This window comes from Stenotrophomonas sp. GQ19 (assembly GCF_059758695.1).
The window spans coordinates 59,646-84,628 of sequence record NZ_JCAXES010000003.1 but is presented as its reverse complement, the minus strand read 5'-3'; the positions used below and the strand labels follow the sequence as shown (position 1 = coordinate 84,628).

Here is a 24,983-nt window from a genome sequence, read left to right as displayed (position 1 = left end):
GAGCCGGGCAGCGCCCGGCGCCGCGATTACTTCTCGACGAACGCGCGCTCGAAGACGTAGTGGCCCGGGGTGCCGATGCGCGGGGAGGTCTGGAAGCCACGGCTGTCCAGTACGGTGCGCAGGTCGGCCAGCATCTGCGGGCTGCCGCAGATCATGGCGCGGTCGTTTTCCGGGTCCAGCGGCGGCAGGCCGAGGGTCTTCTGCATCTCGCCGCTTTCCATCAGCGAGGTCAGGCGGCCCTGGTTGGGGAACGCCTCACGGGTGACGGCCGGGTAATACAGCAGCTTGTCGCCGATCATCTCGCCGAGGAATTCGTGCTCGCGCAGTTCCTTCTCGAACAGGTCGCGGTAGGCCAGGTCCTTTTCGTAACGCACGCCGTGGGTGAGGATCACCTTGTCGAAGCGTTCGTAGGTTTCCGGGTCCTTGATCACCGACAGCCACGGCGCCAGGCCGGTGCCGGTACCCAGCAGGTACAGGTGCTTGCCCGGGTGCAGGTCGCTGATCAGCAGGGTGCCGGTGGGCTTCTTGCCAACCAGTACCTTGTCGCCGGGCTGGATGTGCTGCAGGCGTGAGGTCAGCGGGCCGTCCTGCACCTTGATGCTGAAGAACTCCAGGTTCTCTTCCCAGTTGGCGCTGGCGATCGAGTAGGCACGCAGCAGCGGCCGCGTCTCGGTTTCCAGGCCGATCATCACGAACTGGCCGTTCTCGAAGCGGAAACCGCTGTCGCGGGTCGTGGTGAAGCTGAAGTAGGCGTCGGTCCAGTGACGGACCTCAAGCACCGTTTCGGCGCCGAAAGCGGAAGACATGGGGGTGGGGTCTGATCTGTTTTGTCCCGGCCAGTTTATCTCAAATGAGATAAATTCTCATTGACTGGCCGGGAAGGCCTGTGGAACGGGGCTGTCAGCGGTATCCCGCCGCCTGCAGTTCGAACAATTCGGCATAGCGGCCGCCCTGGGTCATCAGCTCGGCGTGGGTGCCGCTGGCCTCGATCCGGCCGCCGGCCAGCACCAGGATGCGGTCGGCCATGCGCACCGAGGAGAAGCGGTGCGAGATCAGCACGGCAGTGCGGTTGTCGGACAGTTCCTTGAAACGCTGGAACACCTCGAACTCGCTGCGCGCATCCAGTGCGGCGGTGGGTTCGTCGAGGATCATCACCTGGGCGTCGCGCATGTAGGCCCGCGCGATGGCGATCTTCTGCCACTGCCCGCCGGACAGGTCCACGCCCTGTTTGAAGCGGCGGCCGATCAACTGGTCGTAGCCGTTGGGCAGGGCGTTGATGACCTCGTCGGCCATGCCGCGGCGGGCCGCGTCGCGGATCCGCGCATCGTCGGTCATCGCTTCCACCAGGCCCACGCCGATGTTCTCGCCGGCGCTCAGGTTGTAGCGCACGAAGTCCTGGAAGATCACGCCCATGTTGGCACGCAGGTCGTCCAGGTCGTAGTCGCGCAGGTCACGCCCGTCGAGCAGGATGCGGCCCTCGTCGGGGTCGTACAGGCGCGCCAGCAGTTTTACCAAGGTGGTCTTGCCGGCCCCGTTCTCGCCCACCAGGGCCAGCACTTCGCCGGCACGCAGTTCGAAGTCCAGGTGGCGCACGGCCCACGACTCGGCGTCGGGGTAGCGGAAGCCCACGTTCTCGAACACGAAGCCCTGGGTGATCGGTTGCGGAATCGCCACCGCGTCGGTGCGCGAGTGGATTTCCGGCTGGATCTGGAAGAACGAGAACAGGTCGTCCAGGTACAGCGCCTGGCCGGCCACCTGCGAGAACCCGATCAGCAGGCCTTCCAGCAGCTGGCGCAGGCGCAGGAAGCTGCCGGCCAGGAAGGTGAGGTCGCCGATGGAGAAGTCGCCGCGCACGGTGCGCCACGCGATGTAGGCATAGGCGGTGTAGTAGCCCAGCGTGCCCAGCGCGGCCAGCAGTGTGCCCCAGAACGCACGCTTGCGGGCCAGTGCGCGGTTGGCGTGGAAAAACTTGTCAGCCAGGAACTTGTAGCGCTCGATCAGGAACCGGTGGAGGTTGAAGATCTTCACCTCCTTGGCGGTTTCCACGCTGGCCCCGATCTGACGCAGGTAGTCCAGCTGGCGGCGCTCGGGCGTCCACTGGAAATTAAGCGAGTAGCCGGCCGCATTGAAGTGCGATTCGCCGATGAAAGCCGGCACCAGCGCGACCGCCAGCAGCAGGATCAGCCACGGCGCGTACACCAGCAGGCCCACCGCCAGGCTGGCCACGGTGATGGCGTCCTGCACCTGGCCGAACAGCTGGCTCATCAGGTTCATCCGGCCCATGGTCTGGCGCCGCGCGCGGTCCAGCTTGTCCTGCAGGTCGGGGTCTTCGAAGTCTTCCAGGTCCAGCTCGGCGGCGTGCTCCATCAGCCGCACGCTGGTGACGTTGGTGAACAGTTCCGAGAGCAGGCTGTCAGCGTAGTTCACCGCGCGGCCCAGCAGGTCGGACACGATCGCCAGGCCGAACTCCAACGCCAGCAGGCCCAGCAGTGGATTGAGCAGGCCGCTGGACAGCGCCTCGCCGAACGGCGGGAACCCGGCCTCGTGCTGGCTCAGGTGCAGCGCCGCGTCGATGATCAATTTGCCCACGTACAACATTGCCACCGGCAGCAACGCACGGATCAGGCGCAGGCCCAGGCTGGCGCTGGCCAGGCCGGGGCTGGTCTGCCACACCTGGCGCAGGAACGGGGGCAGGTTGCGCATCGCCTGGAAGCGTTCGCGCAGGCTGGGATTCTTCTGGCCGGGCGCACCGGCAGCGGGGGAAGCAGGCATGGCCGCTATTGTGCGCGCCCGCGCCGTGGCGGAGGGATGAATGCGTTGCACGCCACGCCACCAAAGCGCGCACCCATCCCAACCGGTAGGTGCCGACCGGTGGTCGGCACACCGCAGCACGGCAATCGCACGGTAGTGCCGGCCGCTGGCCGGCACCGCGCGGGGGGGGGGATGTCCGTGGAGCCGGCCAGCGGCCGGCACTACCGCGCGGGATGGATGTCCGTGGAGCCGGCCAGCGGCCGGCACTACCGCGCGGGATGGATGTCCGTGGAGCCGGCCAGCGGCCGGCACTACCGGGTGGGATGGATGTCCGTGGCGCCGGCCAGCGGCCGGCGCTACCGCGGGGGATGGATGTGCGTGGAGCCGGCCAGCGGCCGGCACTACCGGGTTACGGCAGCGGCGGCAGCAGCCCCGCGCCCAGGCGGTTCCAGGCGTTGATCACGGCCACGCCGACGCTCAGGTCGCTGATGCCCTTTTCATCGAAGTGCGGCGCCAGTGCCTCGAACGCCGCGTCGGAGGGCGCGCCGTCGGGCAGCCGGGTCAGTGCTTCGGCCCAGCCCAGCGCGGCGCGTTCGCGGGCGTCGAAGAAACGGCTTTCGTGCCAGGCCGGCAACGTGTCCAGCTTGCGCGGTTCGATGCCGCCCTTGCGCAGGGCCGTGCCGTGCATGTCCATGCAGTAGCCGCAGCCATTGATCTGCGACACGCGCAGGAACACCAGCTCCATCAACGTGGGGTCGATCGAACTCTCATGCACGGCCTTGCTGGTGGCCAGCAGGCCCTTGATGGCCTCGTTGGCCAGGCGGAAATAGGGAACGCGGGGAGAAGCGGACATGGTGGACTCCATGACGGCCCGGTTGGCCGTCTTCATCAGGAGGACGCGCCCGCGTCGCGCGCTGTGACAAGGGCGGTGAGTTTTTCTGGATTGAGCACGCTCAGCACCCGTGCGATGCGATCGCCGTCGATGCTGACCAGCGTGACCGAATGCAGTTGGTCGCCCTGGAAACGCAGGATGGCCGGCTCGCCGTTCACGTAGCCGATCCGGGCCGGGTGCGCCCCGTTGCGCCGCGCGATCGCCCAGTACAGCTGGGCGATGCGTTCGGCGCCGAGCAACGGACGGATGGCCGCGGTGACCCGGCCGCCGCCGTCGGACACCATCTCCGCATTGGCATGCAGCAACGACAGGATCGCGGCCTGGTCGCCGCGCTGGGAGGCATCCATGAAGCGGGTCAGCAGGTCGCGGTGCTGCCCGGCGCTGACCTCGAAGCGCGGTTTGCCGGCCTGCAGGCGTTGGCGGGCGCGATGGACCAGCTGGCGGCAGTTGGCCGGGCTGTGGTCGAGCAGGGGAGCGATGTCGGGGTAGTCATAGTCGAACACGTCCTTGAGCAGGAAGGCGGCGCGCTCGTCCGGCCCCAGCTGCTCCAGCAGGGCCAGGAAGGCCATCGACACCTCGTCGGCCCGCGCATGGCGCTGGGCCGGGTCGTGCAGCGGATCCGGGTCCAGGGCGATCTCCAGCGGCTCGGGCAGCCACGGCCCCACGTAGTCGATGCGGGCGTTGCGCCGCGCCCGCAGGCGGTCCAGGCCCAGGCGCGTGGTGGCGGTCACCAGCCAGCCTTCCGGGTCGCGGATGCTGGCGATGTCGGCCCCCTGCCAGCGCAGCCAGGCGTCCTGGACCACGTCCTCGGCGTCGCTGCGGCTGCCCAGCAGGCGGTAGGCCAGGGCAAACAGGCGGGGGCGGTGGGTCTGGAAGGTATCGGTCGGGGTCATGCCGGGAGGACGCCGCCAGGGGCGTGGTTGTGACAGGGGCAGGGCCACTGTGCCGCAGACGCCGTGCCGGCGCGATGCCCGGTGTCGCACCACGGCCAATGCCCCTTGGCGGCGCCAGGGGGGTAAAATGATGGGCTGAATCCCCGCCAGCCTCCAGCAAGCGAGCAAGTCGTGACATCGATCAAGCAGGAAGACCTCATCCAGTCCATCGCCGACGCGCTGCAGTACATTTCGTACTATCACCCGGTCGATTACATCAAGAGCCTCGCCGCCGCCTACGAGCGCGAGGAATCGCCGGCCGCGAAGGAAGCGATGGCCCAGATCCTGATCAATTCACGGATGTGCGCCGAAGGCCACCGCCCGATCTGCCAGGACACCGGCATCGTCACCGTGTTCCTGGAAATCGGCATGAACGTCCGCTGGGACGATGCCACCATGGGCGTGGAAGACATGGCCAATGAAGGCGTGCGCCGCGCCTACAACCACCCGGACAACAAGCTGCGCGCCTCGGTGCTGGCCGACCCGGCCGGCAAGCGCACCAACACCAAGGACAACACCCCCGGCGTGGTCAACGTCAAGGTGGTGCCGGGTGACCATGTCGAGGTGATCGTCGCCGCCAAGGGCGGTGGGTCGGAAGCCAAGAGCAAGTTCGCCATGCTCAACCCGTCCGACTCGATCGTGGACTGGGTGCTCAAGACCGTGCCGACCATGGGCGCTGGCTGGTGCCCGCCGGGCATGCTCGGCATCGGCATCGGCGGCACCGCCGAGAAGGCGATGCTGCTGGCCAAGGAATCGCTGATGGAGCCGATCGACATCAACGAGCTCAAGGCCCGTGGCGCCTCCAACCGCGCCGAAGAACTGCGCCTGGAACTGTTCGACAAGGTCAATGCGCTGGGTATCGGTGCGCAGGGCCTGGGCGGCCTGACCACGGTGCTGGACATCAAGGTCAAGGACTTCCCGACCCACGCGGCCAACCTGCCGGTGGCGATGATCCCCAACTGCGCGGCCACCCGCCATGCGCACTTCACCCTGGACGGCAGCGGCCCGGTGATGCTGGATCCGCCGTCGCTGGAAGACTGGCCGCAGATCACCTACGACGCCTCCAAGGGCACCCGTGTCGACCTCGACACGATCACCCCCGAAGACGTGGCCAGCTGGACGCCGGGCCAGACCCTGCTGCTCAACGGCAAGCTGCTCACCGGCCGCGATGCCGCGCACAAGCGCATCGTGGAAATGCTGGACAAGGGCGAGCCGCTGCCGGTCGACCTCAAGGGCCGTTTCATCTACTACGTGGGCCCGGTCGATCCGGTGCGCGACGAAGTAGTGGGTCCGGCCGGTCCGACCACCGCTACCCGCATGGACAAGTTCACCCGCCAGGTGCTGGAACAGACCGGCCTGCTGGGCATGGTCGGCAAGGCCGAGCGCGGCCCGGCGGCGATCGAAGCGATCCGCGACAACAAGTCGGCCTACCTGATGGCGGTCGGCGGTTCGGCCTACCTGGTGTCCAAGGCCATCAAGGCGGCCAAGGTGGTCGGTTTCGCCGACCTGGGCATGGAAGCGATCTACGAGTTCACCGTGCAGGACATGCCGGTGACCGTGGCGGTGGATTCCACCGGCGAATCGGTGCACATCACCGGCCCGCGCGAATGGCAGGCCCGCATCGGCAAGATTCCGGTGGTGGTGGCCTGACCTCTGCGGCTGCCGGCCCTGGTCGGCACGCAGACAGAAAAAACGGCGCCCGAGGGCGCCGTTTTTCATTGCGGCAAACCCGGTAGGCGCCGACCGTTGGTCGGCGCGCCCCCTCACCGCCGCACGTCCACCAGCATCCGCACCGCCAGCGCACCCAGCACCGTGCCCATCAGCGCGCGCTGCATTGCCTGCCAGCGCGGCCGCCGCGCCAGGAAGGCCGCAATGCTGCCGGCGGCCAGCACGATCAACGCATTGACGCCCAGGCTGGTGGCAATCTGCACCAGCCCCAGCACCACCGATTGCGCCATCACGCTGCCGTGGCCGCTGGGCTGGATGAACTGCGGCAGCAGCGACAGGTACATCACCGCGATCTTCGGGTTGAGCAGCGCGGTAAACAGACCCATCGCAAACAACCGGCGCGGACTGTCGCGCGGCAGTTCACGCAGCTGGAACGGCGACGGCCCACCTGGGCGCAGCGCCTGCCACGCCAGGTACAGCAAGTACAGCGCTCCGGCGATACGCAGGGCGTCGTAGGCATGCGGCACGGCCATCAACAACGCGGTGATGCCCAGCGCCGCGCACAGCAGGTAGACCAGGAACCCCAGCGCGATGCCGCCCAGCGACACCAGCCCGGCCGCGCGCCCCTGGCAGATCGAGCGCGACACCAGGTAGATCATGTTCGGCCCGGGGGTGAGCACCATGCCCAGCGAGATCAGGCCGAATGCCAGCAGGTGGGACAGCTCGGGCATCGCCGCACTCCGGGGGAAAGGTGCTGCGCATGCTAGGCCTGCCTGGCGCGGCGCAACAGCCACAGCGCCACCATGCGCAGGCGTGCATCTGTATCCATCGCAGGCCGCCGGGCGGCGCATAATCGGAGGCTTCTCCTGACAGGCGCCGCGCATGCCCACCACCTTGTATGGTTCCCCCAGCACCGCCTCGCTGGTGGTGCACTGGCTGCTGATCGAACTGGGTGTCGAGCACGAACTGGTCCTGCTCGATTTCGAGACCCGTCAGCACAAGTCCGACGACTACCTGGCGCTCAATCCGGCAGGCGTGGTACCCACGCTGGTGATGGATGGGCAGGTCCTGACCGAAGCGGCGGCGATTGCCCTGCACCTGGCCGACCTGCATCCGCAGGCGGGTCTGTTGCCGGCGCCGGGCACTGCCGAGCGCGGCGAGGCGTACCGCTGGATGTTCTGGTGCGCCAACACCGTGCAACCGGCGTACCGCGCCTGGTTCTACGCCCATGAAATGGCCGGGCCGGACAGCGCCGGTGCTACCCGCGAGATGGCCCGCGAAAGGCTGCAGGCCGCGTGGCAGCGGCTGTCCGACCACCTGCAGGCCGGTGGCCCGTACATGCTCGGCGCGCAGCTGAGCGTGGTCGACCTGATGCTGGTGATGTTGCTGCGCTGGTCGCGCAACATGCCCGTGCCAAGCGACACCTGGCCGGTGCTCAAGGCCTACGCCGATCGGCTCAAGGCGCGCCCGGCCTTCATCGAGGTGTACCGGCGCGAAGGCATCACCGACTGGCGGTGACCCGGCGATGCCGGCAACCGGCGCGAAGAATTGATACGCTTCTTGGTGATGCCACCAAGGAGCAATACCATGCAAAGGATGCTGTTCGGCGGACTGCTGGCCCTGTTGATGACCGCGTGCAGCAGCGGCGGCGATACCTATCCGGCACCCAGCCTGCGCGAGGTGACCGCCGCCAACCAGTGCATGGCGGTCTGCCAGAGCCGGTACGACAGTTGTTCGGCCAGCCCACTGGGCAGTGGCAGCAGCGACACCTGCGGCACCGGGGTGGCCACCCAGCGCGACGGTCGCTGCGACAAGATCGACAACCCGGAACTGCGCCGCTCGTGCCAGGCCAGTGCCGACTTCTGCCGTAATCGTTCGCCGGCGCTGCGCTGCGGTGAAGAGCGCGACCGCTGCGTGAGCCGCTGCGGCGGTTGAGCCACCGCGGGCCGGCGTCAGGCCGGCAGGATCTCCAGCACCGTTTCCGGCGGCCGGCACAGCCGAACGCCGCGCGGGGTGCGCACGATCGGCCGGTTGATCAGTGCCGGGTGCGCGTGCATCGCCGCGATCAGGGCCGTGTCGTCCAGCGTCGGATCGGCCAGGCCAAGCGCGGCATACGCGTCTTCCTTGGTACGCAGCAGGGCGCGTGCGCCGGTGCCCATCGCCGCGACCAACGACTGCAGCGTGGCCACGTCCGGCGGGCTGTCCAGGTAGGCGATGACGGTGGGTTCGATGCCGTGCTCATGCAGGATCTGCAACGCCCCGCGCGAGTTGCTGCAGCGCGGGTTGTGCCAGATCGTCACCGCCATCAGTACCACTCCAGCAGCGACACGCCCAGGCCGATGTAGGTGGCCTTGTGGTTGTAGTCGATCATGCTCTCGCCATAGCCGTCGAACACCTGCACGTGGCCGCGCAGCAGGTTGCTGATCGGGAAGCCGTAGTCCAGCTGCACCGCCCCGTGCGAACGGTCGCCGCCGCGCAGCGAATGGCGCGCCATCAGCGAGACTTCGTGGCCATTCCGGTTCCAGGTCAGGGTGGCGTCGCCGCGGCCCATGTAATCCTCGATATCCGGGTTGTTGTCGTCCTTGCGGTCTTCCGGCAGGCGGTACCACGGGCGCAGCACCAGTGCCCAGTTTTCGCGGTCCAGGCCGATCGTGGCGATCACCCGGTTCCAGCTGCGCGACAAGGGGTCGGGGCGGCCGTTGGACATGTGGTTGATGCTGATCCCGCTCATGCGCCCGCGCCAGCCGCCGATTGAATAGCCGTTGCGGAACAGCAGCATCATTTCGGGTTCGTAGTTGGTTTCGCGGAACGGGCGCGAGTTCTCGGCGTTGTACGCCTGCCAGCGCGAGCTCTGGGTATAGCCGGCCCAGATGTCGCCGTTGTCGCCGAACAGGTTCTCCACCACCTTGGTCTTGAAGCTGAGCTGGAACTTCAACTCGTTGCTGTCCAGCAGCTGCGGCGTGGTGACCGTGTTGGCCGGGTTGGGCGACTGCGGGGTCTGGTTCTTGTCGCTGGTCCAGAACGCCGGCAGCAGGTACACCGGCTTGTAGGCACGCAGCTGGAACGCGCCCAGCTTGGAGTCCTGCGCCAGCTCCCAACGGCTGTCCAGCAGCGAGCCCTTGCCCGCGTTGGCCAGTGCATCTTCATGCCCGTCGCTCTTGAACAGCTCGCCCAGCCGCTGCTTGGCGCGCTGCGTTGCCGGGGCGTCGGCCTCGGCCGTGCGCGCGGCCTGGCGTTCGTCGCGACGGGCCTGCTGCGCGGCAACGGCGGCGGCATCGGCGGCCTCGGTCACCCCGCGGGTGTGGCCGAACAGTTTGTCGTAGCAGGTCAGCCGCGCGGCGTCGGTATCCACCAGCGCACACGCCTCCGGCGAGGCCGGGGTGGGGGCCGCTTCCTGTGCGGCCAGCGGCAGGCTGGCAGAGGCCAGGGCCAGGGCGGTGAACAGAGCGGAGCGTGGGCGCGAAGAGGTCATGAAAGCAGGCCAGGTGGCAAAGATGAATGGGGTTTCCGGAACAGTGTGGCCGTTGCCCGCCGATCCTGCCAGCGCCGACCGTCGTCCCGCAGCAGGGTTTATGCCGGGCAGACCCGTGCGCGGGGCGTGAAAAGCGCGGCCGTCAGAAGAACCAGGCAAAGGCGAACAGGCCCAGCATCGCCACCACCAGCGCCATTTTCAGTGCCACCCCGAGCAGGATGCCCAGCCAGGTGGCAAAGCCCACCTTGGTCGAGCGGCCCAGTTCGCGGGTATGCCAGTACTCGCCCGCCAGGGCGCCCAGCAGCGGGCCGGCCAGCAGCCCGATCGGCATGAAGAACAGCCCGGCGATGCTGCCCAGCACGGTGCCCCACAGCGCCTTGCGGCTGGCCCCCACCCGCTGCGCGCCGACCACGGTGGCCAGGATGTCCACGGCGAAGGAGAGCAGGGTCAGGATGCCGAGCAGGGTCAGCGGCACCCAGCCCACATGGGCGAAGCCGTCGGCCCAGGCGGCCACCAGCAGGCCGGCGAATACCAGCGGGATGCCGGGCAGGGCCGGCAGGATGATGCCTGCGATGCCGGTCAGCACCAGCAGGGCGGCTACCAGGTAGAAGATGAATGAATAGTCCATGCTGTCCGGTATGGTCTGGGAAATAGGGTTGACATGTGAAAGCTTTTCACAGTTGATTTTTCGTTTTGCTCGGGTTAAGTTGCACTCGCTGAGCTTGGCAAGGTCACCGTGGATCGTGGCCTGATGATGGTAGATCTTCTGATCCGCTGCATCGTTGCACCTCGCTTCCCCCTTGCTGTCAGCCGCCTGTCAGGGCGTATCCAACAACAAGACAGACAGTTAGGGAGTAGCTGAGATGGCTGAGAAGGGCACCGTCAAGTGGTTCAACGACGCTAAGGGTTTTGGTTTCATCAGCCGTGAAAGCGGCGAGGACGTGTTCGTGCATTTCCGCGCGATCGAGTCCCAGGGCTTCAAGAGCCTCAAGGAAGGCCAGGCGGTCGAGTTCGAAGTAGTGACCGGCCAGAAGGGCTTGCAGGCCGACAAGGTGAAGCCGCTCTAAGCGCACACCGACGTCAGCTGGATGAAACACGAAAAGGGCCCGCTTGCGCGGGCCCTTTTCTTACGTCGCGGCGGGGCCCGGCGTAATCAGCGCAGGATCACCTTGCCGTTGACGACGCGGACATAGGTGTTCTCGCGGATGCCGCCGAGGTCGCGCTGGTTGACCACCACGGTACGGCCGTCGTCCATGCGCACGCTGATGTCGAAGGTGTCGCTGGTGACGTTCTTCTGGATCTGGTTGCCGGCCAGCGCGCCGCCCACGGCGCCAGCGGCGGCGGCGATGTTCTTGTTGCCCTTGCTGCCGCCAGTGTGGTCGGAGATCTCATGGCCAGCGACCGCGCCGACAAGGCCGCCCAGGATCGCGCCGGTGGCCGAAGGCGCGGTACGCCCGGAGGCGACCTGGTTGATGCGGGTCACGATGCCGCAGTCGGCGCACCGGTTGTTGGTGTTGTTGTTGTAGCCGCCGTTGTTGCCGTAACCGTTGTTGTAACCGCCGCTGCCATAGCCGGGCGAGGTGGTCGCACAGCCGGCCAGTGCGACGGTGGCGACGGCGGCTGCAGCAATGAGTTGGATCTTCATGGTGGTTCTCCTGGCCAGAGGGGTGGTCGAATGCGTCTGGGGCGCATGCCGCAGATCCTGTCCTGTCATACGTGAACAGCGCGCCAATCCCGCCCCCCAAGGGTGGCTGCCAGATGAATCAGCGGAAATCCTGGTGGCAGGCCTTGCAGTCGTTCTGGATCTTTTCGACCAGCTGGCCCATGCCCACGCAGTCGGTGGGCGGGGCGGCCAGGGCCTGGTTGAGCGTGGCGCGCAGCGCGCTGGCGTGCTGCTGGAAGCCCTGGCTGTCCTTGAGGCCGGGGAAGGCCAGGTCCACGTCATTGGACAGCGAGCGCAGGGTCTGCAGGCGCGGCACGCTGTCGGCCAGGGTGCAGCGGTTCTGTGCCTGGGCGTCCTGCAACAACTGCACCTGGCGGTTCATGACGTGCATGAGGGCATCGGGGAACGGGTCCTGGCGGGCCTGGATGGCACGCGAGACCATGACGGTGGCGATGAGTCCGACCACCAGGCCGAGCACGCCGACGAACAGATAGCGGTAGGCGGCGGAGGGGCGGTGGGGCGTGGCGGGCTGGCTCATGCAGTGGCGTCCTTTGGGGTGGCTGCGGTCGATCTTACGGTGCGTCCTGTCCATGTGGCGTTCCCGCGGGCTCGCGCGCCGGTAAAATGTGCCGATGAACGACGTACTGCGCGAGCGATTTGCCGGCATCGACCGGTTGTATGGGGTGGGCACCGTGGACCTGCTGTCGACCCGCCGGGTGGCGGTGGTCGGCATGGGCGGGGTGGGCTCGTGGGTGGTGGAAGCGCTGGCACGCACGGCGGTGGGCCACCTGACCCTGATCGATGCCGACGACATCTGCGTGTCCAACACCAACCGTCAGCTGCCGGCCCTGGCCGGTCAGTACGGCCGCAACAAGGCCGAGGCGATGGCCGAGCGTTGCCGGGCGATCAATCCGGACATCCAGGTCGATGCCATCGCCTCGTTCCTGACCGTGTCGAACATGGTGGAGCTGCTGGACCGCGATTTCGATCTGGTGATTGATGCCTGCGACAGTTTCCGGGTCAAGGTGGAGACGATTGCGTGGTGCCGGCGGCGCAAGCTGCCGATCCTGACCGTGGGCGCGGCGGGCGGGCGCACCGATCCGACGCTGGTGCGGATCCGCGATGTATCGCGCACCGAGCACGACGCGATGATGGCGTTGATCCGCAAGAAGCTGCGCAGCGATTTCAATTTCCCGAAGAACGCGTCGCGTTACTTCGGCGTGCCGGCGGTGTATTCGCTGGAGAACGTGAAGTACCCGCAGGCCGACGGCACCGTGTGCGGCATCCGCCCGAACCTGGGCGCGGACGCGGCACTGAAGCTGGACTGCGGCGCCGGCCTGGGCGCGGCCACCCACATCACCGGCGCCTTCGCCTTCGCCGCCGTGGGCAAAGCGCTGGAAATGCTGATGAAGCCCAAAAAGAGCGCCACCCCCGCGTAGAGCCGACCGGTGGTCAGCTGCCAGGAAACCGGACGCCACCGCCAACCGATCCGTCCCGGCACATTGCTGCCCAACGTTGGGTCGATCGGTCGGTACGGTTAAGAGCAGCCGACCAACGGTCGGCTCTACCGCCGGTAGAGCTGACCGTTGGTCAGCTGCCCGGAAACCCGGCGCCGCCAACCGATCCGTCCCAGCGCAGTGCGGCCCAGCGTTGGGTCGATCGGTCGGTACGGTTAAGAGCAGCCGACCAACGGTCGGCTCTACCGCCGGTAGAGCTGACCGTTGGTCAGCTGCCCGGAAACCCGACGCCACCGCCAACCGATCCGTACCGGCGCATTGCGGCCTGCGTTGGGTCGATCGGTCGGTACGGTCAAGAGCAGCCGACCAACGGTCGGCTCTACCGCCGGTAGAGCTGACCGTTGGTCAGCTGCCCGGAAACCCGGCACCGCCAACCGATCCGTCCCGGAGCATTGCGGCCTGCGTTGGGTCGATCGGTTGGTACGGTTAAGAGCAGCCGACCAACGGTCGGCTCTACCGCCGGCACGCATGCGCGGTGCGTGCTGTTACGGTAGCCCGAACAACCGCTTCGCATTCGCCGTGGTCTGCGCCGCGATGTCCTCGGCCGGCTGGCCGCGCAGTCGCGCGACAGTCTCCAGGATCACCGGCAGCCGGGCCGGTTCGTTGCGCTCGCCGCGGATGCCGGCGTCGGGCTGGTCCGGCGCGTCGGTCTCCAGCAGCAGCTGCTCCAGCGGCATCTGCGCCACCAGCCGCTGCAGGCGCTGGGCGCGGTCGTAGGTCAGTGGCCCGCCCACGCCCAGCAGGAACCCGAGCTTGTGCAGCTGCGCCGCCTGCTCGGGGCTGCCCGGGAAACTGTGCACCACCCCGCGCAGCCCGCCCACCTGCTTGATCGCGGCAATCACCGCATCCACCGCACGGCGTGCATGCACGATCACCGGCAGGTCGAACTCACGGGCCAGCCGCAGCTGCCCCACGAAGTACTGCTGCTGCAGGTCCGCATCCAGCCCCTCGACGAAGAAATCCAGCCCGCATTCGCCCACCGCACACGGGCGTTCGCGTTCGATCCAACCGCGCAGGTCGTCCAGGTGCTCGGGCCGGTGCGCGTCCTGGAACATCGGGTGCAGGCCATACGCCGGATACAGGCCGTCGGCCAGCCGGCAGGTGTCACGGAGCTTTGGCCAGCTCGCCGCGGTCACCGCGGGCACCACCTGGGTGTGCACGCCCGCGGCGCGGGCGCGGGCGATCACCTCGGAACGATCGGCATCGAACTCGGCCACATCCAGGTGGCAATGGCTGTCGACCAGCGTCACGCGCGGCGTTTGCCCGGCAGCACCGGCGGCAGCGCGGCGCTTCGGTTTTTCCAGTTGGCCAGCAGCAGCGTGCCCAGGCCCAGCAGGATCTCGTCCACGAACGGCACCGGATCGGGAATGAACAGCGTCAGCGCGAACAGCCCCGCGGTGAGTTTGAACAGGGTGGGGTAGCGCAGCCGGCGTGCCCATTCCAGCACCGGCAACAACAGTGGATTGGCCATGACGCGCTCCTCGACAGAAGCTGTAAACGCTATCACGGCCTGCAATGGCACAGAACCTGAATGGGTAAGGGGGGCGTGCACGCCGTGTGGAGATTCCGTTCAGGCACCGCATGCTGGAATCCCGCTCAAGAACGTTGCGGATCGTCCGCAGGGAGCCGGTTATGAAAAGTACTACTACCACTGCTTTGGTCGCCGCTGGCGCGCTGCTTGTCGGCGGCATCGCCACCGCTGCTTTCATGAAGAGTGGCTCGTCCGCCGCCGATCCGGTAGCCGCGACGCAGACCCGGCCGACCCTGGACACCACCCCGCTGGCCGACGACGGTGCGCGCACCGATGCTGTTGCCATTGAAGATAAGGCCGGCAAGCTGGAATACGCCGACATCGTCAAGGTGGATCCGCTGACCAAGAAAGAGAAGGCCTACGCCACCGTGATCGGCACCGAGCCGGTGCGCCAGACCTCCACCACCCAGACCCCGCATGAAGTCTGCCAGGACGTGGTGGTGCAGGAGCGCCTGCCCGAGCGCGATGGCAACGTCGGCGGCACCGTCGCCGGTGCGGTCATCGGCGGCCTGCTGGGCAACCAGGTGGGCGGCGGCAACGGCAAGAAGGCCGCCACCGCGGCCGGTGCCGTGGCCGGCGGCCTGATCGGCAACCAGGTCGACAAGCGCCACGTGGGTGGCCGCGTGGTCAACCGCACCGAGCGCCAGTGCCACACCGAAACGGCGACCTCCGAGTCGACCAAGGTCACCGGCTACAACGTCACTTACCGCAATGAAGATGGCACCACCGGCACCATGCGCATGGCCAGCAAGCCGGGCAACCGCATTCCGATGGGCACCAACAACGCGGTCACCGGCTACAACGTGACCTACCGCTACGATGGCGTGGAAAAGACCGTGAAGATGGACAACAAGCCGAGCAGCGACCGCCTGCCGGTCATCGACGGCCAGCTGGTCACCCAGACCGCCGCGCTGGATTCGAACAAGCAGTAACTCCGCGCGGATGGATCGTGCGAGCAACAGGCCGGCGTCGTCCGGCCTGTTGCGTTTTGCGGGGGCCGCCACAGCGCGCCGCCCGGCCTTCTGCGATGATCTCTGCCTGTGTTCCGACGGCCATCGCAATGAGCATCTTCGACCTGCAGCTGGAAACCGACCGCCTGATCCTGCGCCCACCCCGCGCCGAGGATTTCGACGCCTTCCTGCGCTTCTGCTCCGATCCGGAGGTCATGCAGCACCTCGGCGGTGTGCAGGCCCCGTCGCAGGCGTGGCGCAGCTTCAGCTGCCTGGCCGGCAGCTGGCACCTGTACGGCTTTTCGATGTTCTCGGTGATCGAGAAAAGCAGCGGCGACTGGGTCGGCCGCATGGGCCCGTGGCAGCCGCTGGACTGGCCCGGCACCGAAGTGGGCTGGAGCATCCGCCGCGAAAGCTGGGGCAAGGGCTATGCCCCGGAAGCGGCGGTGGCCAGCATCGACTGGGCGTTCAACGCACTGGGCTGGGAGGAGGTGATCCACACCATCGACGCGGCCAACGAGAACTCCAAGATCGTGGCGCGCAAGCTCGGCAGCACGCTGCTGCGCATGGGCGAGTTGCCGCCGCCGCATGACGGCAAGCCGATCGAGATCTGGGGCCAGTCGCGCGACCAATGGCAGCACCGCCGCCGTACGTGACCGCGCATGCTGCACCCGCGCTTGGCAACCTGCGCAGGTTGCGGCCATGCTCGCGGCGTGGCCACCTGGGCCGCGCGTCACGGAGGCTGATGGATGTTTGCCGTGGTTCCCGATCCGATTCCCGCACGCATGAAGGCCCTCAACCGGGCTGAGATCTGCGATACCAACTTCACTGAATTCGTGCAGCAGTGGCGGGGCGATCCCGCACCGCGTCCGGCCGCCGACGCGCCGATCCTGCCCGGCAGCACCCTCGACGCCGCCGGCTTCGACGCGCTGCTGGAGTCGCAGCTGGTCAGCCGCCACCTTGACCTGATGGCGCGCGTGCTGCGCGTTCAGAACAAGGTCTTCTACACCATCGGCTCGTCCGGCCACGAGGGCAACGCGCTGGTGGCGCGGCTGGCCCGGCACACCGATCCGGCGTTCCTGCATTACCGCTCCGGGGCGTTCATGGCCGAACGCTTCCGTCAGCTGCCGGGCATGGACCCGGTGCTCGACGCGGCGCTGTCGTTCGCTGCCAGCTGTGACGACCCGGCGAGCGGCGGCCGGCACAAGGTGTGGGGCAGCAAGCCGCTGTGGGTGCTGCCGCAGACCTCCACCATCGCCTCGCACCTGCCCAAGGCACTGGGCACGGCGATGGCCATCGAAAGCGCGCGCCGCATCGGCCACGCGCTGCCGATTCCCGACGACAGCGTGGTGATCTGCTCCTTTGGCGATGCCTCGTCCAACCACGCCACCGCGCAGACCGCGTTCAACACGGCGGCCTGGGCGGCCTACCAGCGGCTGCCGGCGCCGGTGCTGTTCGTGTGCGAAGACAACGGCATCGGCATTTCGGTGAAGACGCCCGACGGCTGGATCGCGCAGGCCTTCAGCCAGCGCCCGGGGCTGGACTATTTCTTCGCCGACGGCCTGGACCTGTCCACCGGCCACGGTCAGGTGCAACGCGCGCTCGAGCACTGCCGGCGCACCCGGCGGCCCACCTTCCTGCACCTGCGCACCACGCGCCTGATGGGCCACGCCGGTACCGACTTCGAAATCGAGTGGCGCCCCTTGCCGGAACTGTGCGCAGCCGAGGCGGCCGACCCGTTGCTGCGCTCGGCGGACATTGCGCTTGCATCGGGCTGGTTGACCGCCGAGCAGCTGCTGCAACGCTACGAAGCGATGCGTGCACGGTGTTTCGCCGCCGCCGAAGAGGCCGACCGCCGGCCCAAGCTGGACGGGCTCGCGCAGATCATGGCACCGCTGGCCCCCTACTCGCCGGCGGCGGTGCAGGCCGAAGCCGCACGCGTGGCCGATCCGCAGGCGCGCGTGGCCGCCTTCGGCAGCGAGGCGCAGCTGCCCGAGCAGCTGCCGCCGCGGCATCTGGCCATCCAGATCAACCAGGGCCTGCACGAACTGATGGCCAAGTACCCGTCCACGCTGCTGTTCGGCGAGGACGTGGCGCAGAAGGGCGGGGTGTACACGGTCAGCAAGGGCCTGCTCAAGGCGTTCGGGCCGCGCCGGGTGTTCAACACGCTGCTGGATGAAACCATGATCTTGGGCATGGCACAGGGCCTGGCCAACCTGGGCATGCTGCCGATCCCGGAGATCCAGTACCTGGCCTACCTGCACAACGCCGCCGACCAGCTGCGCGGCGAGGCCTGTTCGCTGCAGTTCTTCTCCAACGACCAGTACCGCAACCCGATGCTGGTACGCATTGCCGGGCTGGGCTACCAGAAGGGCTTTGGCGGTCACTTCCACAACGACAACTCGATCACCGCGCTGCGCGACATCCCCGGGCTGGTGGTGGGGTGCCCGTCGCGGGGCGACGATGCGGCAATGATGCTGCGTACGTTGGCCGCGCTGGCCCAGGTGGACGGCCGGGTGTCGGTGTTCCTTGAGCCGATCGCGCTGTACATGACCAAGGACCTGTACGAGCCTGGCGATGGCCAGTGGCTGTTCCCGTACCCATCGCCCACCCAGACCATGCGCCCGGGCGAGGGCCGGGTCTACGCGCGGGAGGCCAACGACCTGGTGATCTTCAGCTACGGCAATGGCGTGCCGATGAGCCTGCGCGCGGCGCGCACCATCCAGGCCGAACTGGGCTGGCAGGTGCGGGTGGTGGACCTGCGCTGGCTGGTGCCGCTCAATGCCGGCTTCATCGCCGAACAGGCCGCCGACGCCCAGCGGGTGCTGGTGGTGGACGAAGGCCGGCACAGCGCCGGGGTGGGCGAGGGCGTCATCACCGCGCTGGTCGAGGCCGGGCTGGGCCACCTGCCGTTGCAGCGGGTCTGCGGCGCCGATACCTACACCCCGCTGGCGGGGGCAGCAATGTGCGTGCTTCCAAGCGACAATGCGCTGGTAAGCGCCGCCCGGGTACTGGCGCAGGATCTCTGACGCATGTGTGGATTGGCAGGAATGCTGTTGCCGGCTCCGGTAGCGGAGCAGGCAGCACTGGAAGGCTTGGCGCGCCGCATGGGCGACGCGCTGGTCCATCGTGGCCCGGATGACAGCGGGGTGTGGGCCGATGCCGGCCGTGGCATCGCGCTGGCGCACCGGCGGCTGAGCATCCTGGACCTGTCGCCGCTGGGGCACCAGCCGATGGCGTCCAACGACGGCCGTTACGTGCTGGCCTACAACGGCGAGGTGTACAACTTCGCCGCCCTGCGCGCCGAGCTGGAAGTGCTGGGGCACCGCTTCCGTGGCCATTCGGATACCGAAGTGTTGCTGGCCGCGTTCGTGGCCTGGGGGCTGGACGAGACCCTGCAGCGCGCCAACGGCATGTTCGCCATCGCGCTGTGGGACCACGCCGAGCAGTGCCTGTGGCTGGCCCGCGACCGGGTCGGCAAGAAGCCGCTGTACTACGGCTGGGCCGGCGATGCGCTGGTGTTCGGCTCGGAGCTGAAGGCGCTGTGGCAGCACCCGCACTTCGACAACGACATCGACCGCGACGCGCTGACCCTGCTGCTGCGGCTGGATTACATTCCCGCCCCGCACTGCATCCACGAACGCTGCTTCAAGCTGATGCCCGGCCGCGCGCTGCGGCTGGATGCGGCGGCCGTAGCGGCCGGTGCCGCGGCGCACCGCCCGGACCAACAGCAGGTGCCGTTCTGGAATGCGCGCGAGCGCATGCAGCAGGCGCTGGCGCAGCCGTTCCGGGGCAGCGATGACGAGGCCGAAGCGCAGCTGGACGCGGTGCTGCGCGATGCGGTGGCGCTGCGCATGGTGGCCGACGTTCCGGTGGGGGTGTTCCTGTCCGGCGGCACCGATTCGTCGGTGGTGGCCGCGCTGATGCAGGCGCAGTCGGCATCGCCGATCCACAGTTTCAGCATCGGTTTCCAGGGCTCGGACCACGATGAAGCGCCGCTGGCCAAGGCGCTGGCGCAGCACCTGGGCACCGATCACACCGAGCTGTATGTCAGCGGTGCGGATGCCCTGGCGGTGGTGCCGCAGTTGCCGGCGATGTTCGACGAGCCGTTTGCCGATGCCTCGCAGGTGCCCACCGCGCTGGTGGCCAAGCTGGCGCGCGGATCGGTCACCGTGGCGCTGTCCGGCGACGGCGGCGATGAGCTGTTCTTCGGCTACAGCCGGTACCAGCGTGCGCTGCGCAACTGGGCGATGCTGGGCAAGGTGCCGGCACCGCTGCGGCGCTGGATGGCAGCGCATTCGCAGACCCAAGGCGAAGCCTCGCGCACCGGCGGCCTGGCCGCGCTGCTGGCCGAGACGGGCGCGCGCGGCATCGGCGATGTGTACCGCAACCGCATCTCGCGCTGGCGCGACCCGGTCGCGGCGGTGAAGGGGGCCAGCGGGGCCGGCAGCTTCTACGACCTGGCGGACCCGTTGCACGGCGCCGGCTCGCCGGCCGACGCGATGATGCTGGCCGACTTCAACACCTACCTGCCCGACGACCTGCTGTGCAAGGTGGACCGCACCAGCATGGCGGTGAGCCTGGAGGCGCGCGCGCCGCTGCTGGACTGGCGTGTGGCCGAGTTCGCCTGGTCGCTGCCGCTGGGCATGAAGCAGCGCGACGGGGTGAGCAAGTACCTGCTGAAACGGGTGCTGGGCCGTTACGTGCCGCAGGACATGGTCCACCGGCCCAAGCGCGGCTTCGGCGCGCCGGTCAGCGCCTGGCTCAAGGGCGACCTGCGCAGCTGGGCCGACGCACTGCTGGACCCGGCCCGACTGGCTGCCGAGGGCGTGTTCAACGTCGAGGCGGTGGTGCCGCTGTGGCAGCAGTTCCAGCAGGGCGAGCGCAAGTGGCACACGCACCTGTGGAACGTGTTGATGTTCCAGGCCTGGCAGGCGCATTGGCGCGACGTGCGTGCCACCGTCCCGCGCGGGTAGCTGCCGACCGTTGGTCGGCACGCGCGCGCCATCCACGTGCGCATGGCGCCCTGGTAGAGCCACCCCATGGGTGGCTGACGTGTCGATGATGCGGGGTTGAAAGGTAGCCACCCATGGGGTGGCTCTACCCCCCTTCACCATGACCGAAGGGCCGCCCGCCTAGGCTGGGGTTTTCCCCCAACGGAGACATCCCATGGCCGACGTGAAGATTGCGGTACTGGTTGGCAGCCTGCGCAAGGGCTCGCACAACAAGGCGCTCGCCCACGCGCTGGAGAAGCTGGCCGGTGGCAAGGCGCGCTTCGAGCATGTGGAGATCGGCGACCTGCCGCTCTACAACCAGGATTTCGACAAGGACTACCCGGCCCAGGGCGTCCGCCTGAAGCAGCAGATCCGTGACGCCGACGCGGTGCTGTTTGTCACCCCCGAGTACAACCGTTCCATTCCCGGCGTGCTCAAGAACGCCATCGACCTGGGCTCGCGGCCCTACGGCGACAGCGCCTTCGCCGGCAAGCCAGCGGCGGTGGTCGGGGCTTCGATCGGCGTGATCGGCACCGCGTTGGCCCAGCAGCACCTGCGCAACGTGCTGGCCTACCTGGACATGCCGGTGCTGGGCCAGCCGGAGGTGTTCCTGCATTTCAAGGAGGGCCTGATCGACGAGGCGGGCCACATCACCAGTGAAGGTACCCGCACGTTCCTGCAGGGCTTCGTGGACAAATTCCTCGCCTGGATCGCCACCCACGGCGGTCAGCATTGAGCCGGGTGCTTCTGCGATAATGCGGTTCGGCGCACGGCCCGGCGTCGTGCGCCACGCGCTGCCGCCGCAATCGGCCGGCAAGCGCCGTTATACCCAGCTCATCCACTGCTTATCCACAGGGTTGTGCGTGGTTGCGGCGCGCGCGCCGTGCCTACCATGCCCCACGCCCCGCACCGCAGGAAGTACGCCTTCACATGTCCGCCCGCTCTGGCTTCCGTTCCGACCGCAAAGACCGCGGTGACCGCTTCGACCGCGATGAATCGCGGATCGACCAGCTGCGCGTGCCGCCGCATTCGATCGAGGCCGAACAGGCGGTGCTGGGCGGGTTGATGCTGGCGCCGGAAAGCTACGACCGCATCAACGACCAGCTGACCGAGACCGACTTCTACCGTCGCGACCACCAGATGATCTACCGGGCGATCCGCGAGCTGTCCGAGCGCGACCGCCCGTTCGATGCGGTCACCCTGGGCGAATGGTTCGAGTCGCAGGGCCGCATGGAACTGGTGGCTGACGGCGCCTACCTGATCGAACTGGCCAGCACCACGCCGTCGGCCGCCAACATCGCCGCCTACGCCGAAATCGTGCGTGACAAGGCGGTGCTGCGCCAGCTGATCCAGGTGGGCACCGACATCGTCAACGACGGCTTCCAGCCCGAAGGCCGCGAGAGCAGCGAACTGCTGTCGGCGGCGGAAAAGTCGGTGTTCGCCATTGCCGAGCAGGGCGCGCGTGGCCGCACCGATTTCGTGGCGATGCCCGGCGCGTTGAAAGACGCGTTCGAAGAACTGCGCAACCGCTTCGAGAACGGCGGCAACATCACCGGCCTGCCGACCGGCTACGCCGATTTCGACGCGATGACCTCCGGCCTGCAGCCAACCGACCTGATCATCCTGGCCGCGCGCCCGGCCATGGGCAAGACCACCTTCGCGCTGAACATCGCCGAGTACGCGGCGATCAAGTCCAAGAAGGGCGTGGCGGTGTTCTCGATGGAAATGTCAGCCTCGCAGCTGGCCATGCGTCTGATTTCCTCCAACGGCCGCATCAACGCCCAGCGCCTGCGTACCGGCCAGCTGGAAGACGAAGACTGGAGCCGGGTGACCGGTGCGATCCGGATGCTGAAGGAAACCAAGATCTTCATCGACGACACGCCGGGCGTGTCGCCGGAGATCCTGCGCTCCAAGTGCCGCCGCCTCAAGCGCGAGCACGACCTGGGCCTGATCGTGATCGACTACCTGCAGCTGATGAGCGTGCCGGGCAACAGCGAAAACCGCGCGACCGAAATCTCGGAAATCTCGCGTTCGTTGAAGGGCCTGGCCAAGGAACTCAACGTGCCGGTGATCGCGCTGTCCCAGCTCAACCGCTCGCTGGAAACGCGTACCGACAAGCGCCCGGTGATGGCCGACCTTCGCGAATCCGGCGCTATCGAGCAGGACGCGGACATGATCGTGTTCATCTACCGCGACGACTATTACAACAAGGAAAACTCGCCCGACAAGGGCCTGGCCGAGATCATCATCGGCAAGCACCGAGGCGGCCCGACCGGCTCGTGCAAGCTCAAGTTCTTCGGTGAGTACACCCGCTTCGACAACCTGTCGCACGATTCGGTGGGTTCGTTCGAATGACCTGCGGCACTCGACCAACGGTCGTGTGCTACCGGTGGTTGGCCCGGGTCCTGTAACGGATTGCGTACCGGCCGTTGGTCGGTACGCCCGGCGATGGGTCGGTACGCCTGGGCGATGGGGCGGTACGCCTTGGCGATGGGGCGGTACGCCTGGGCCCCGGAACGGGGTAGAGCCGACCGTTGGTCGGCTGCTCTCGCGGCCGGCGATCCTGGCCGTTCAGCCGAGCAACGCTCGGCTCTACCGAAGCGGCGATCCTGGCGGTTCAGCCGAGCAACGCTCGGCTCTACCGAAGCGGCGATGCTGGCCGTTCAGCCGAGCAACGCTCGGCTCTACCGAAGCGGCGATCCTGGCGGTTCAGCCGAGCAACGCTCGGCTCTACCCGCTCATCGGCGTATTCCTGCTTTCGTCGGCCGGGGTCGGCGTTCGTCGCATCCCGCTTGCCGCGCGGACGGCGCAGCGGCAACGTGAGGCTGCGGGCATTGCCGCCCGATGCCGGTGGAGACCGACGATGAAGACACTGCTTGCGCTGGGGGTGTGGTGCCTGTTGTTCGTGCTGTGCTGGCCGCTGGCGATCCTGGCCCTGGTCGCCTGGCCCTTGGTGTGGCTGTTGAGCCTGCCGTTCCGCCTGGTGGGCATCACGTTCTCGGCGCTGTTCGCGTTCCTGCGCGCCCTGTTCATGCTGCCAGCGCGCCTGCTGGGCGACGGCGGCCGCCCATTGGCGGCCTGACCCGGATGATGCCGGCTTGCTGGCCGGCCCCTGGAAATCGGTAGTGCCGGCCGCTGGCCGGCGCCTCGAAAATCCGTAGTGCCGGCCGCTGGCCGGCCCCTCGAAAATCGGTAGTGCCGGCCGCTGGCCGGCTCCTCATGTGCCCGGCAGAAAGCGCAGCCGACCAACGGTCGGCTCTACCGGTTTTGTCGGTGCTGCGCCTAGACTGCTGGCTGCCTTCAGACAGGGATGTGGTCATGACGTTGCCGGAACAGGATTTCATCGCGCTCTGCGCATCGCATGGGCTTGGTCCGCATGCCAGTGCGCTGCTGCCGTGGTTGCGGCCGCGCGTGGGTTTCAGCCGTCGGGCGGAGACGGATGCACCGATCGGCGCCTCACGGATCGGCGGCGGGCCGGATGTGCCCGCAGGGTTCGCGTGGCCTACCCACAAGGGCAGGGCGCTGGACTTCCTGCTGCAGATCAACCTGGCCGACCTGCAGGGTCCGCAGTGCGGGCTGGACCTGCCTGCGCAGGGCGTGCTGTCGTTCTTCTACGACACCCAGACACAACCGTGGGGCTACGACCCGGCCGATCGCAGTGGGCATGGCATCTACCTGTTCGACCCGGGCGAATTGCAGCGGCTGCCTGCGCCGGATGCGGAGGCCGCGCTGGCGCCGTCCGCGCTGGCATTCCACCCGGCCTGGAGCCTGCCGCATCCGTTTTCGTCCGAGGGCGAGCAGGTGGCGCAGGCGTTGCGTGACGCGGGGTTGAGCTGGGACGACGACGCGGAGGAGGGCTACTACGCGCTGGTGGAGGAGGTTGCCGACCTGGGGTCGCCGACGCCGGGCGAACGGCACGGCCTGGGTGGCTGGTCGCACAACGTGCAGGGTGACATGGCACTGGAAGCGCAGCTGGTCAGCCATGGGCTGTATTGCGGCGACCCGAGCGGGTATGGCGATCCCCGCGCGGCTGCGCTGGAGGCCGGCGTGGGCGACTGGACGCTGCTGCTGCAGCTGGATTCGGACGACGAGGCGATGTGGGGCGATTCGGGAATGCTGTACGTCTGGGTGCGCCGGCAGGACCTGGCCGCGCGGGACCTGTCGCAGACCTGGGTGGGGCTGCAGTGTTGCTGACGGAATCGCGCCGGTAGTGCCGGCCGCTGGCCGGCTCCACGTAGGGCTGATCGAGGAGCCGGCCAGCGGCCGGCACTACCGGAGCCATGGTCGAGGCGAGTGCCAGCGAGCCACCCCACCGGAGCGATGGTCGAGGCGAGCGCCAGCGAGCCGCACCACCTGCTGCTGCAGCTGGATTCGGACGACGAGGCGATGTGGGGCGATTCGGGAATGCTGTACGTCTGGGTGCGCCGGCAGGACCTGGCCGCGCGGGACCTGTCGCAGACCTGGCTGGGGCTGCAGTGTTGCTGACGGAATCGCGCCGGTAGTGCCGGCCGCTGGCCGGCTCCACGTAGGGCTGATCGAGGAGCCGGCCAGCGGCCGGCACTACCGGAGCCAGGGTCGAGGCGAGTGCCAGCGAGCCACCCCACCGGCGCGAT

At 68.0% G+C, this 24,983-nt stretch carries 26 protein-coding genes; 14 read left to right on the top strand and 12 right to left on the bottom strand.

The window, feature by feature from the left end; translation table 11 throughout:
- Positions 1 to 26 precede the first annotated feature (26 nt).
- The 4 genes from AC6CHL_RS07555 to AC6CHL_RS07540 form a co-directional block, all read right to left on the bottom strand.
- Positions 27 to 806: a ferredoxin--NADP reductase gene (locus AC6CHL_RS07555; RefSeq protein ID WP_137189893.1), complete on the bottom strand. Its 780-nt coding sequence runs from the start codon at positions 804 to 806 to the stop codon at positions 27 to 29.
- A 94-nt stretch (positions 807 to 900) separates the two neighbouring features.
- Entirely contained in the window at positions 901 to 2,772 is a 1,872-nt protein-coding gene (locus tag AC6CHL_RS07550) for an ABC transporter ATP-binding protein (RefSeq protein WP_498294055.1), read from the bottom strand.
- A gap of 388 nt (positions 2,773 to 3,160) precedes the next feature.
- The gene (locus AC6CHL_RS07545; RefSeq protein ID WP_038692031.1) at positions 3,161 to 3,604 is read right to left on the bottom strand and encodes a carboxymuconolactone decarboxylase family protein; all 444 of its coding nucleotides are present in this window, start codon (positions 3,602 to 3,604) and stop codon (positions 3,161 to 3,163) included.
- Positions 3,605 to 3,639: 35 nt separating this feature from the next.
- On the bottom strand, positions 3,640 to 4,536 hold the full coding sequence (locus AC6CHL_RS07540; protein ID WP_498294054.1) for an RNA polymerase sigma-70 factor: 897 nt from the start codon (positions 4,534 to 4,536) through the stop codon (positions 3,640 to 3,642).
- Between the two features lie 171 nt (positions 4,537 to 4,707).
- Here AC6CHL_RS07540 and AC6CHL_RS07535 point away from each other — a divergent pair, with 171 nt between their 5' ends.
- The gene (locus AC6CHL_RS07535) at positions 4,708 to 6,225 is read left to right on the top strand and encodes a fumarate hydratase (RefSeq protein ID WP_038687545.1); all 1,518 of its coding nucleotides are present in this window, start codon (positions 4,708 to 4,710) and stop codon (positions 6,223 to 6,225) included.
- A 113-nt stretch (positions 6,226 to 6,338) separates the two neighbouring features.
- Here the strand turns inward: AC6CHL_RS07535 and AC6CHL_RS07530 are convergent, their stop codons facing one another.
- Positions 6,339 to 6,974 carry a LysE family translocator gene (locus tag AC6CHL_RS07530; protein ID WP_038687546.1) on the bottom strand — a complete coding sequence of 212 codons (636 nt, stop codon included), beginning with the start codon at positions 6,972 to 6,974 and terminating at the stop codon, positions 6,339 to 6,341.
- A gap of 151 nt (positions 6,975 to 7,125) precedes the next feature.
- Between AC6CHL_RS07530 and AC6CHL_RS07525 the strand changes: the two genes are divergently transcribed.
- Both AC6CHL_RS07525 and AC6CHL_RS07520 read left to right on the top strand, forming a co-directional pair.
- Complete coding sequence (locus AC6CHL_RS07525; RefSeq protein ID WP_038687548.1) at positions 7,126 to 7,761, top strand: glutathione S-transferase family protein; 636 nt, start codon at positions 7,126 to 7,128, stop codon at positions 7,759 to 7,761.
- 69 nt (positions 7,762 to 7,830) lie between these two features.
- Positions 7,831 to 8,178, top strand: coding sequence for a hypothetical protein (locus AC6CHL_RS07520; RefSeq protein WP_498294053.1), 348 nt, complete (start codon positions 7,831 to 7,833; stop codon positions 8,176 to 8,178).
- Positions 8,179 to 8,195: 17 nt separating this feature from the next.
- Here AC6CHL_RS07520 and arsC read toward each other — a convergent pair whose 3' ends face one another.
- The 3 genes from arsC to AC6CHL_RS07505 all read right to left on the bottom strand — a co-directional run bounded on the left by arsC (position 8,196) and on the right by AC6CHL_RS07505 (position 10,343).
- Positions 8,196 to 8,549 carry an arsenate reductase (glutaredoxin) gene (gene arsC, locus AC6CHL_RS07515; RefSeq protein ID WP_498294052.1) on the bottom strand — a complete coding sequence of 118 codons (354 nt, stop codon included), beginning with the start codon at positions 8,547 to 8,549 and terminating at the stop codon, positions 8,196 to 8,198.
- Complete coding sequence (locus AC6CHL_RS07510) at positions 8,549 to 9,715, bottom strand: phospholipase A (RefSeq protein WP_051598776.1); 1,167 nt, start codon at positions 9,713 to 9,715, stop codon at positions 8,549 to 8,551. Before AC6CHL_RS07510 ends, arsC begins: the two co-directional genes overlap by 1 nt.
- Positions 9,716 to 9,857: 142 nt before the next feature.
- Positions 9,858 to 10,343: a DUF456 domain-containing protein gene (locus tag AC6CHL_RS07505; protein ID WP_038687553.1), complete on the bottom strand. Its 486-nt coding sequence runs from the start codon at positions 10,341 to 10,343 to the stop codon at positions 9,858 to 9,860.
- Positions 10,344 to 10,578: 235 nt separating this feature from the next.
- On the opposite strand from AC6CHL_RS07505, the gene AC6CHL_RS07500 reads away from it, so the two are divergent.
- Entirely contained in the window at positions 10,579 to 10,782 is a 204-nt protein-coding gene (locus AC6CHL_RS07500; protein ID WP_019185917.1) for a cold-shock protein, read from the top strand.
- An 86-nt stretch (positions 10,783 to 10,868) separates the two neighbouring features.
- On the opposite strand, the gene AC6CHL_RS07495 is transcribed toward AC6CHL_RS07500, so the two are convergent.
- On the bottom strand, positions 10,869 to 11,360 hold the full coding sequence (locus AC6CHL_RS07495) for a glycine zipper 2TM domain-containing protein (protein WP_038687556.1): 492 nt from the start codon (positions 11,358 to 11,360) through the stop codon (positions 10,869 to 10,871).
- A 118-nt stretch (positions 11,361 to 11,478) separates the two neighbouring features.
- A complete protein-coding gene (locus tag AC6CHL_RS07490; protein WP_137189880.1) occupies positions 11,479 to 11,916 on the bottom strand; it encodes a cytochrome c in 438 nt (145 codons plus the stop codon).
- Between the two features lie 94 nt (positions 11,917 to 12,010).
- On the opposite strand from AC6CHL_RS07490, the gene AC6CHL_RS07485 reads away from it, so the two are divergent.
- Complete coding sequence (locus AC6CHL_RS07485; RefSeq protein WP_498294051.1) at positions 12,011 to 12,817, top strand: tRNA threonylcarbamoyladenosine dehydratase; 807 nt, start codon at positions 12,011 to 12,013, stop codon at positions 12,815 to 12,817.
- Between the two features lie 563 nt (positions 12,818 to 13,380).
- Here the strand turns inward: AC6CHL_RS07485 and AC6CHL_RS07480 are convergent.
- Both AC6CHL_RS07480 and AC6CHL_RS07475 read right to left on the bottom strand, forming a co-directional pair.
- Positions 13,381 to 14,145, bottom strand: a complete 765-nt coding sequence (locus tag AC6CHL_RS07480) for a TatD family hydrolase (protein ID WP_498294050.1) — start codon at positions 14,143 to 14,145, stop codon at positions 13,381 to 13,383.
- Entirely contained in the window at positions 14,142 to 14,366 is a 225-nt protein-coding gene (locus AC6CHL_RS07475) for a DUF6116 family protein (protein WP_038687562.1), read from the bottom strand. Before AC6CHL_RS07475 ends, AC6CHL_RS07480 begins: the two co-directional genes overlap by 4 nt.
- Before the next feature lie 161 nt (positions 14,367 to 14,527).
- Between AC6CHL_RS07475 and AC6CHL_RS07470 the strand changes: the two genes are divergently transcribed.
- From AC6CHL_RS07470 to AC6CHL_RS07430, 9 genes are all read left to right on the top strand, one after another.
- Positions 14,528 to 15,358, top strand: a complete 831-nt coding sequence (locus tag AC6CHL_RS07470) for a glycine zipper 2TM domain-containing protein (protein WP_137189878.1) — start codon at positions 14,528 to 14,530, stop codon at positions 15,356 to 15,358.
- A 128-nt stretch (positions 15,359 to 15,486) separates the two neighbouring features.
- Positions 15,487 to 16,032, top strand: coding sequence for a GNAT family N-acetyltransferase (locus tag AC6CHL_RS07465; protein ID WP_428711629.1), 546 nt, complete (start codon positions 15,487 to 15,489; stop codon positions 16,030 to 16,032).
- A 93-nt stretch (positions 16,033 to 16,125) separates the two neighbouring features.
- Entirely contained in the window at positions 16,126 to 18,405 is a 2,280-nt protein-coding gene (locus AC6CHL_RS07460; protein WP_498294049.1) for a thiamine pyrophosphate-dependent enzyme, read from the top strand.
- Positions 18,406 to 18,408: 3 nt separating this feature from the next.
- Positions 18,409 to 20,352: an asparagine synthase (glutamine-hydrolyzing) gene (gene asnB / locus AC6CHL_RS07455; protein WP_498294048.1), complete on the top strand. Its 1,944-nt coding sequence runs from the start codon at positions 18,409 to 18,411 to the stop codon at positions 20,350 to 20,352.
- 193 nt (positions 20,353 to 20,545) lie between these two features.
- Positions 20,546 to 21,106 carry an NADPH-dependent FMN reductase gene (locus AC6CHL_RS07450; RefSeq protein ID WP_038687573.1) on the top strand — a complete coding sequence of 187 codons (561 nt, stop codon included), beginning with the start codon at positions 20,546 to 20,548 and terminating at the stop codon, positions 21,104 to 21,106.
- A 194-nt stretch (positions 21,107 to 21,300) separates the two neighbouring features.
- Positions 21,301 to 22,725 (top strand): replicative DNA helicase, encoded by a 1,425-nt coding sequence (locus AC6CHL_RS07445; RefSeq protein ID WP_038687575.1) that lies wholly within the window; start codon positions 21,301 to 21,303, stop codon positions 22,723 to 22,725.
- Positions 22,726 to 23,233: 508 nt separating this feature from the next.
- Positions 23,234 to 23,452, top strand: a complete 219-nt coding sequence (locus tag AC6CHL_RS07440; RefSeq protein ID WP_498294047.1) for a hypothetical protein — start codon at positions 23,234 to 23,236, stop codon at positions 23,450 to 23,452.
- Between the two features lie 236 nt (positions 23,453 to 23,688).
- Positions 23,689 to 24,564, top strand: a complete 876-nt coding sequence (locus tag AC6CHL_RS07435; RefSeq protein ID WP_498294046.1) for a YwqG family protein — start codon at positions 23,689 to 23,691, stop codon at positions 24,562 to 24,564.
- Positions 24,565 to 24,690: 126 nt separating this feature from the next.
- Complete coding sequence (locus tag AC6CHL_RS07430; RefSeq protein ID WP_498294045.1) at positions 24,691 to 24,855, top strand: DUF1963 domain-containing protein; 165 nt, start codon at positions 24,691 to 24,693, stop codon at positions 24,853 to 24,855.
- The last annotated feature ends 128 nt before the right edge of the window (positions 24,856 to 24,983 follow it).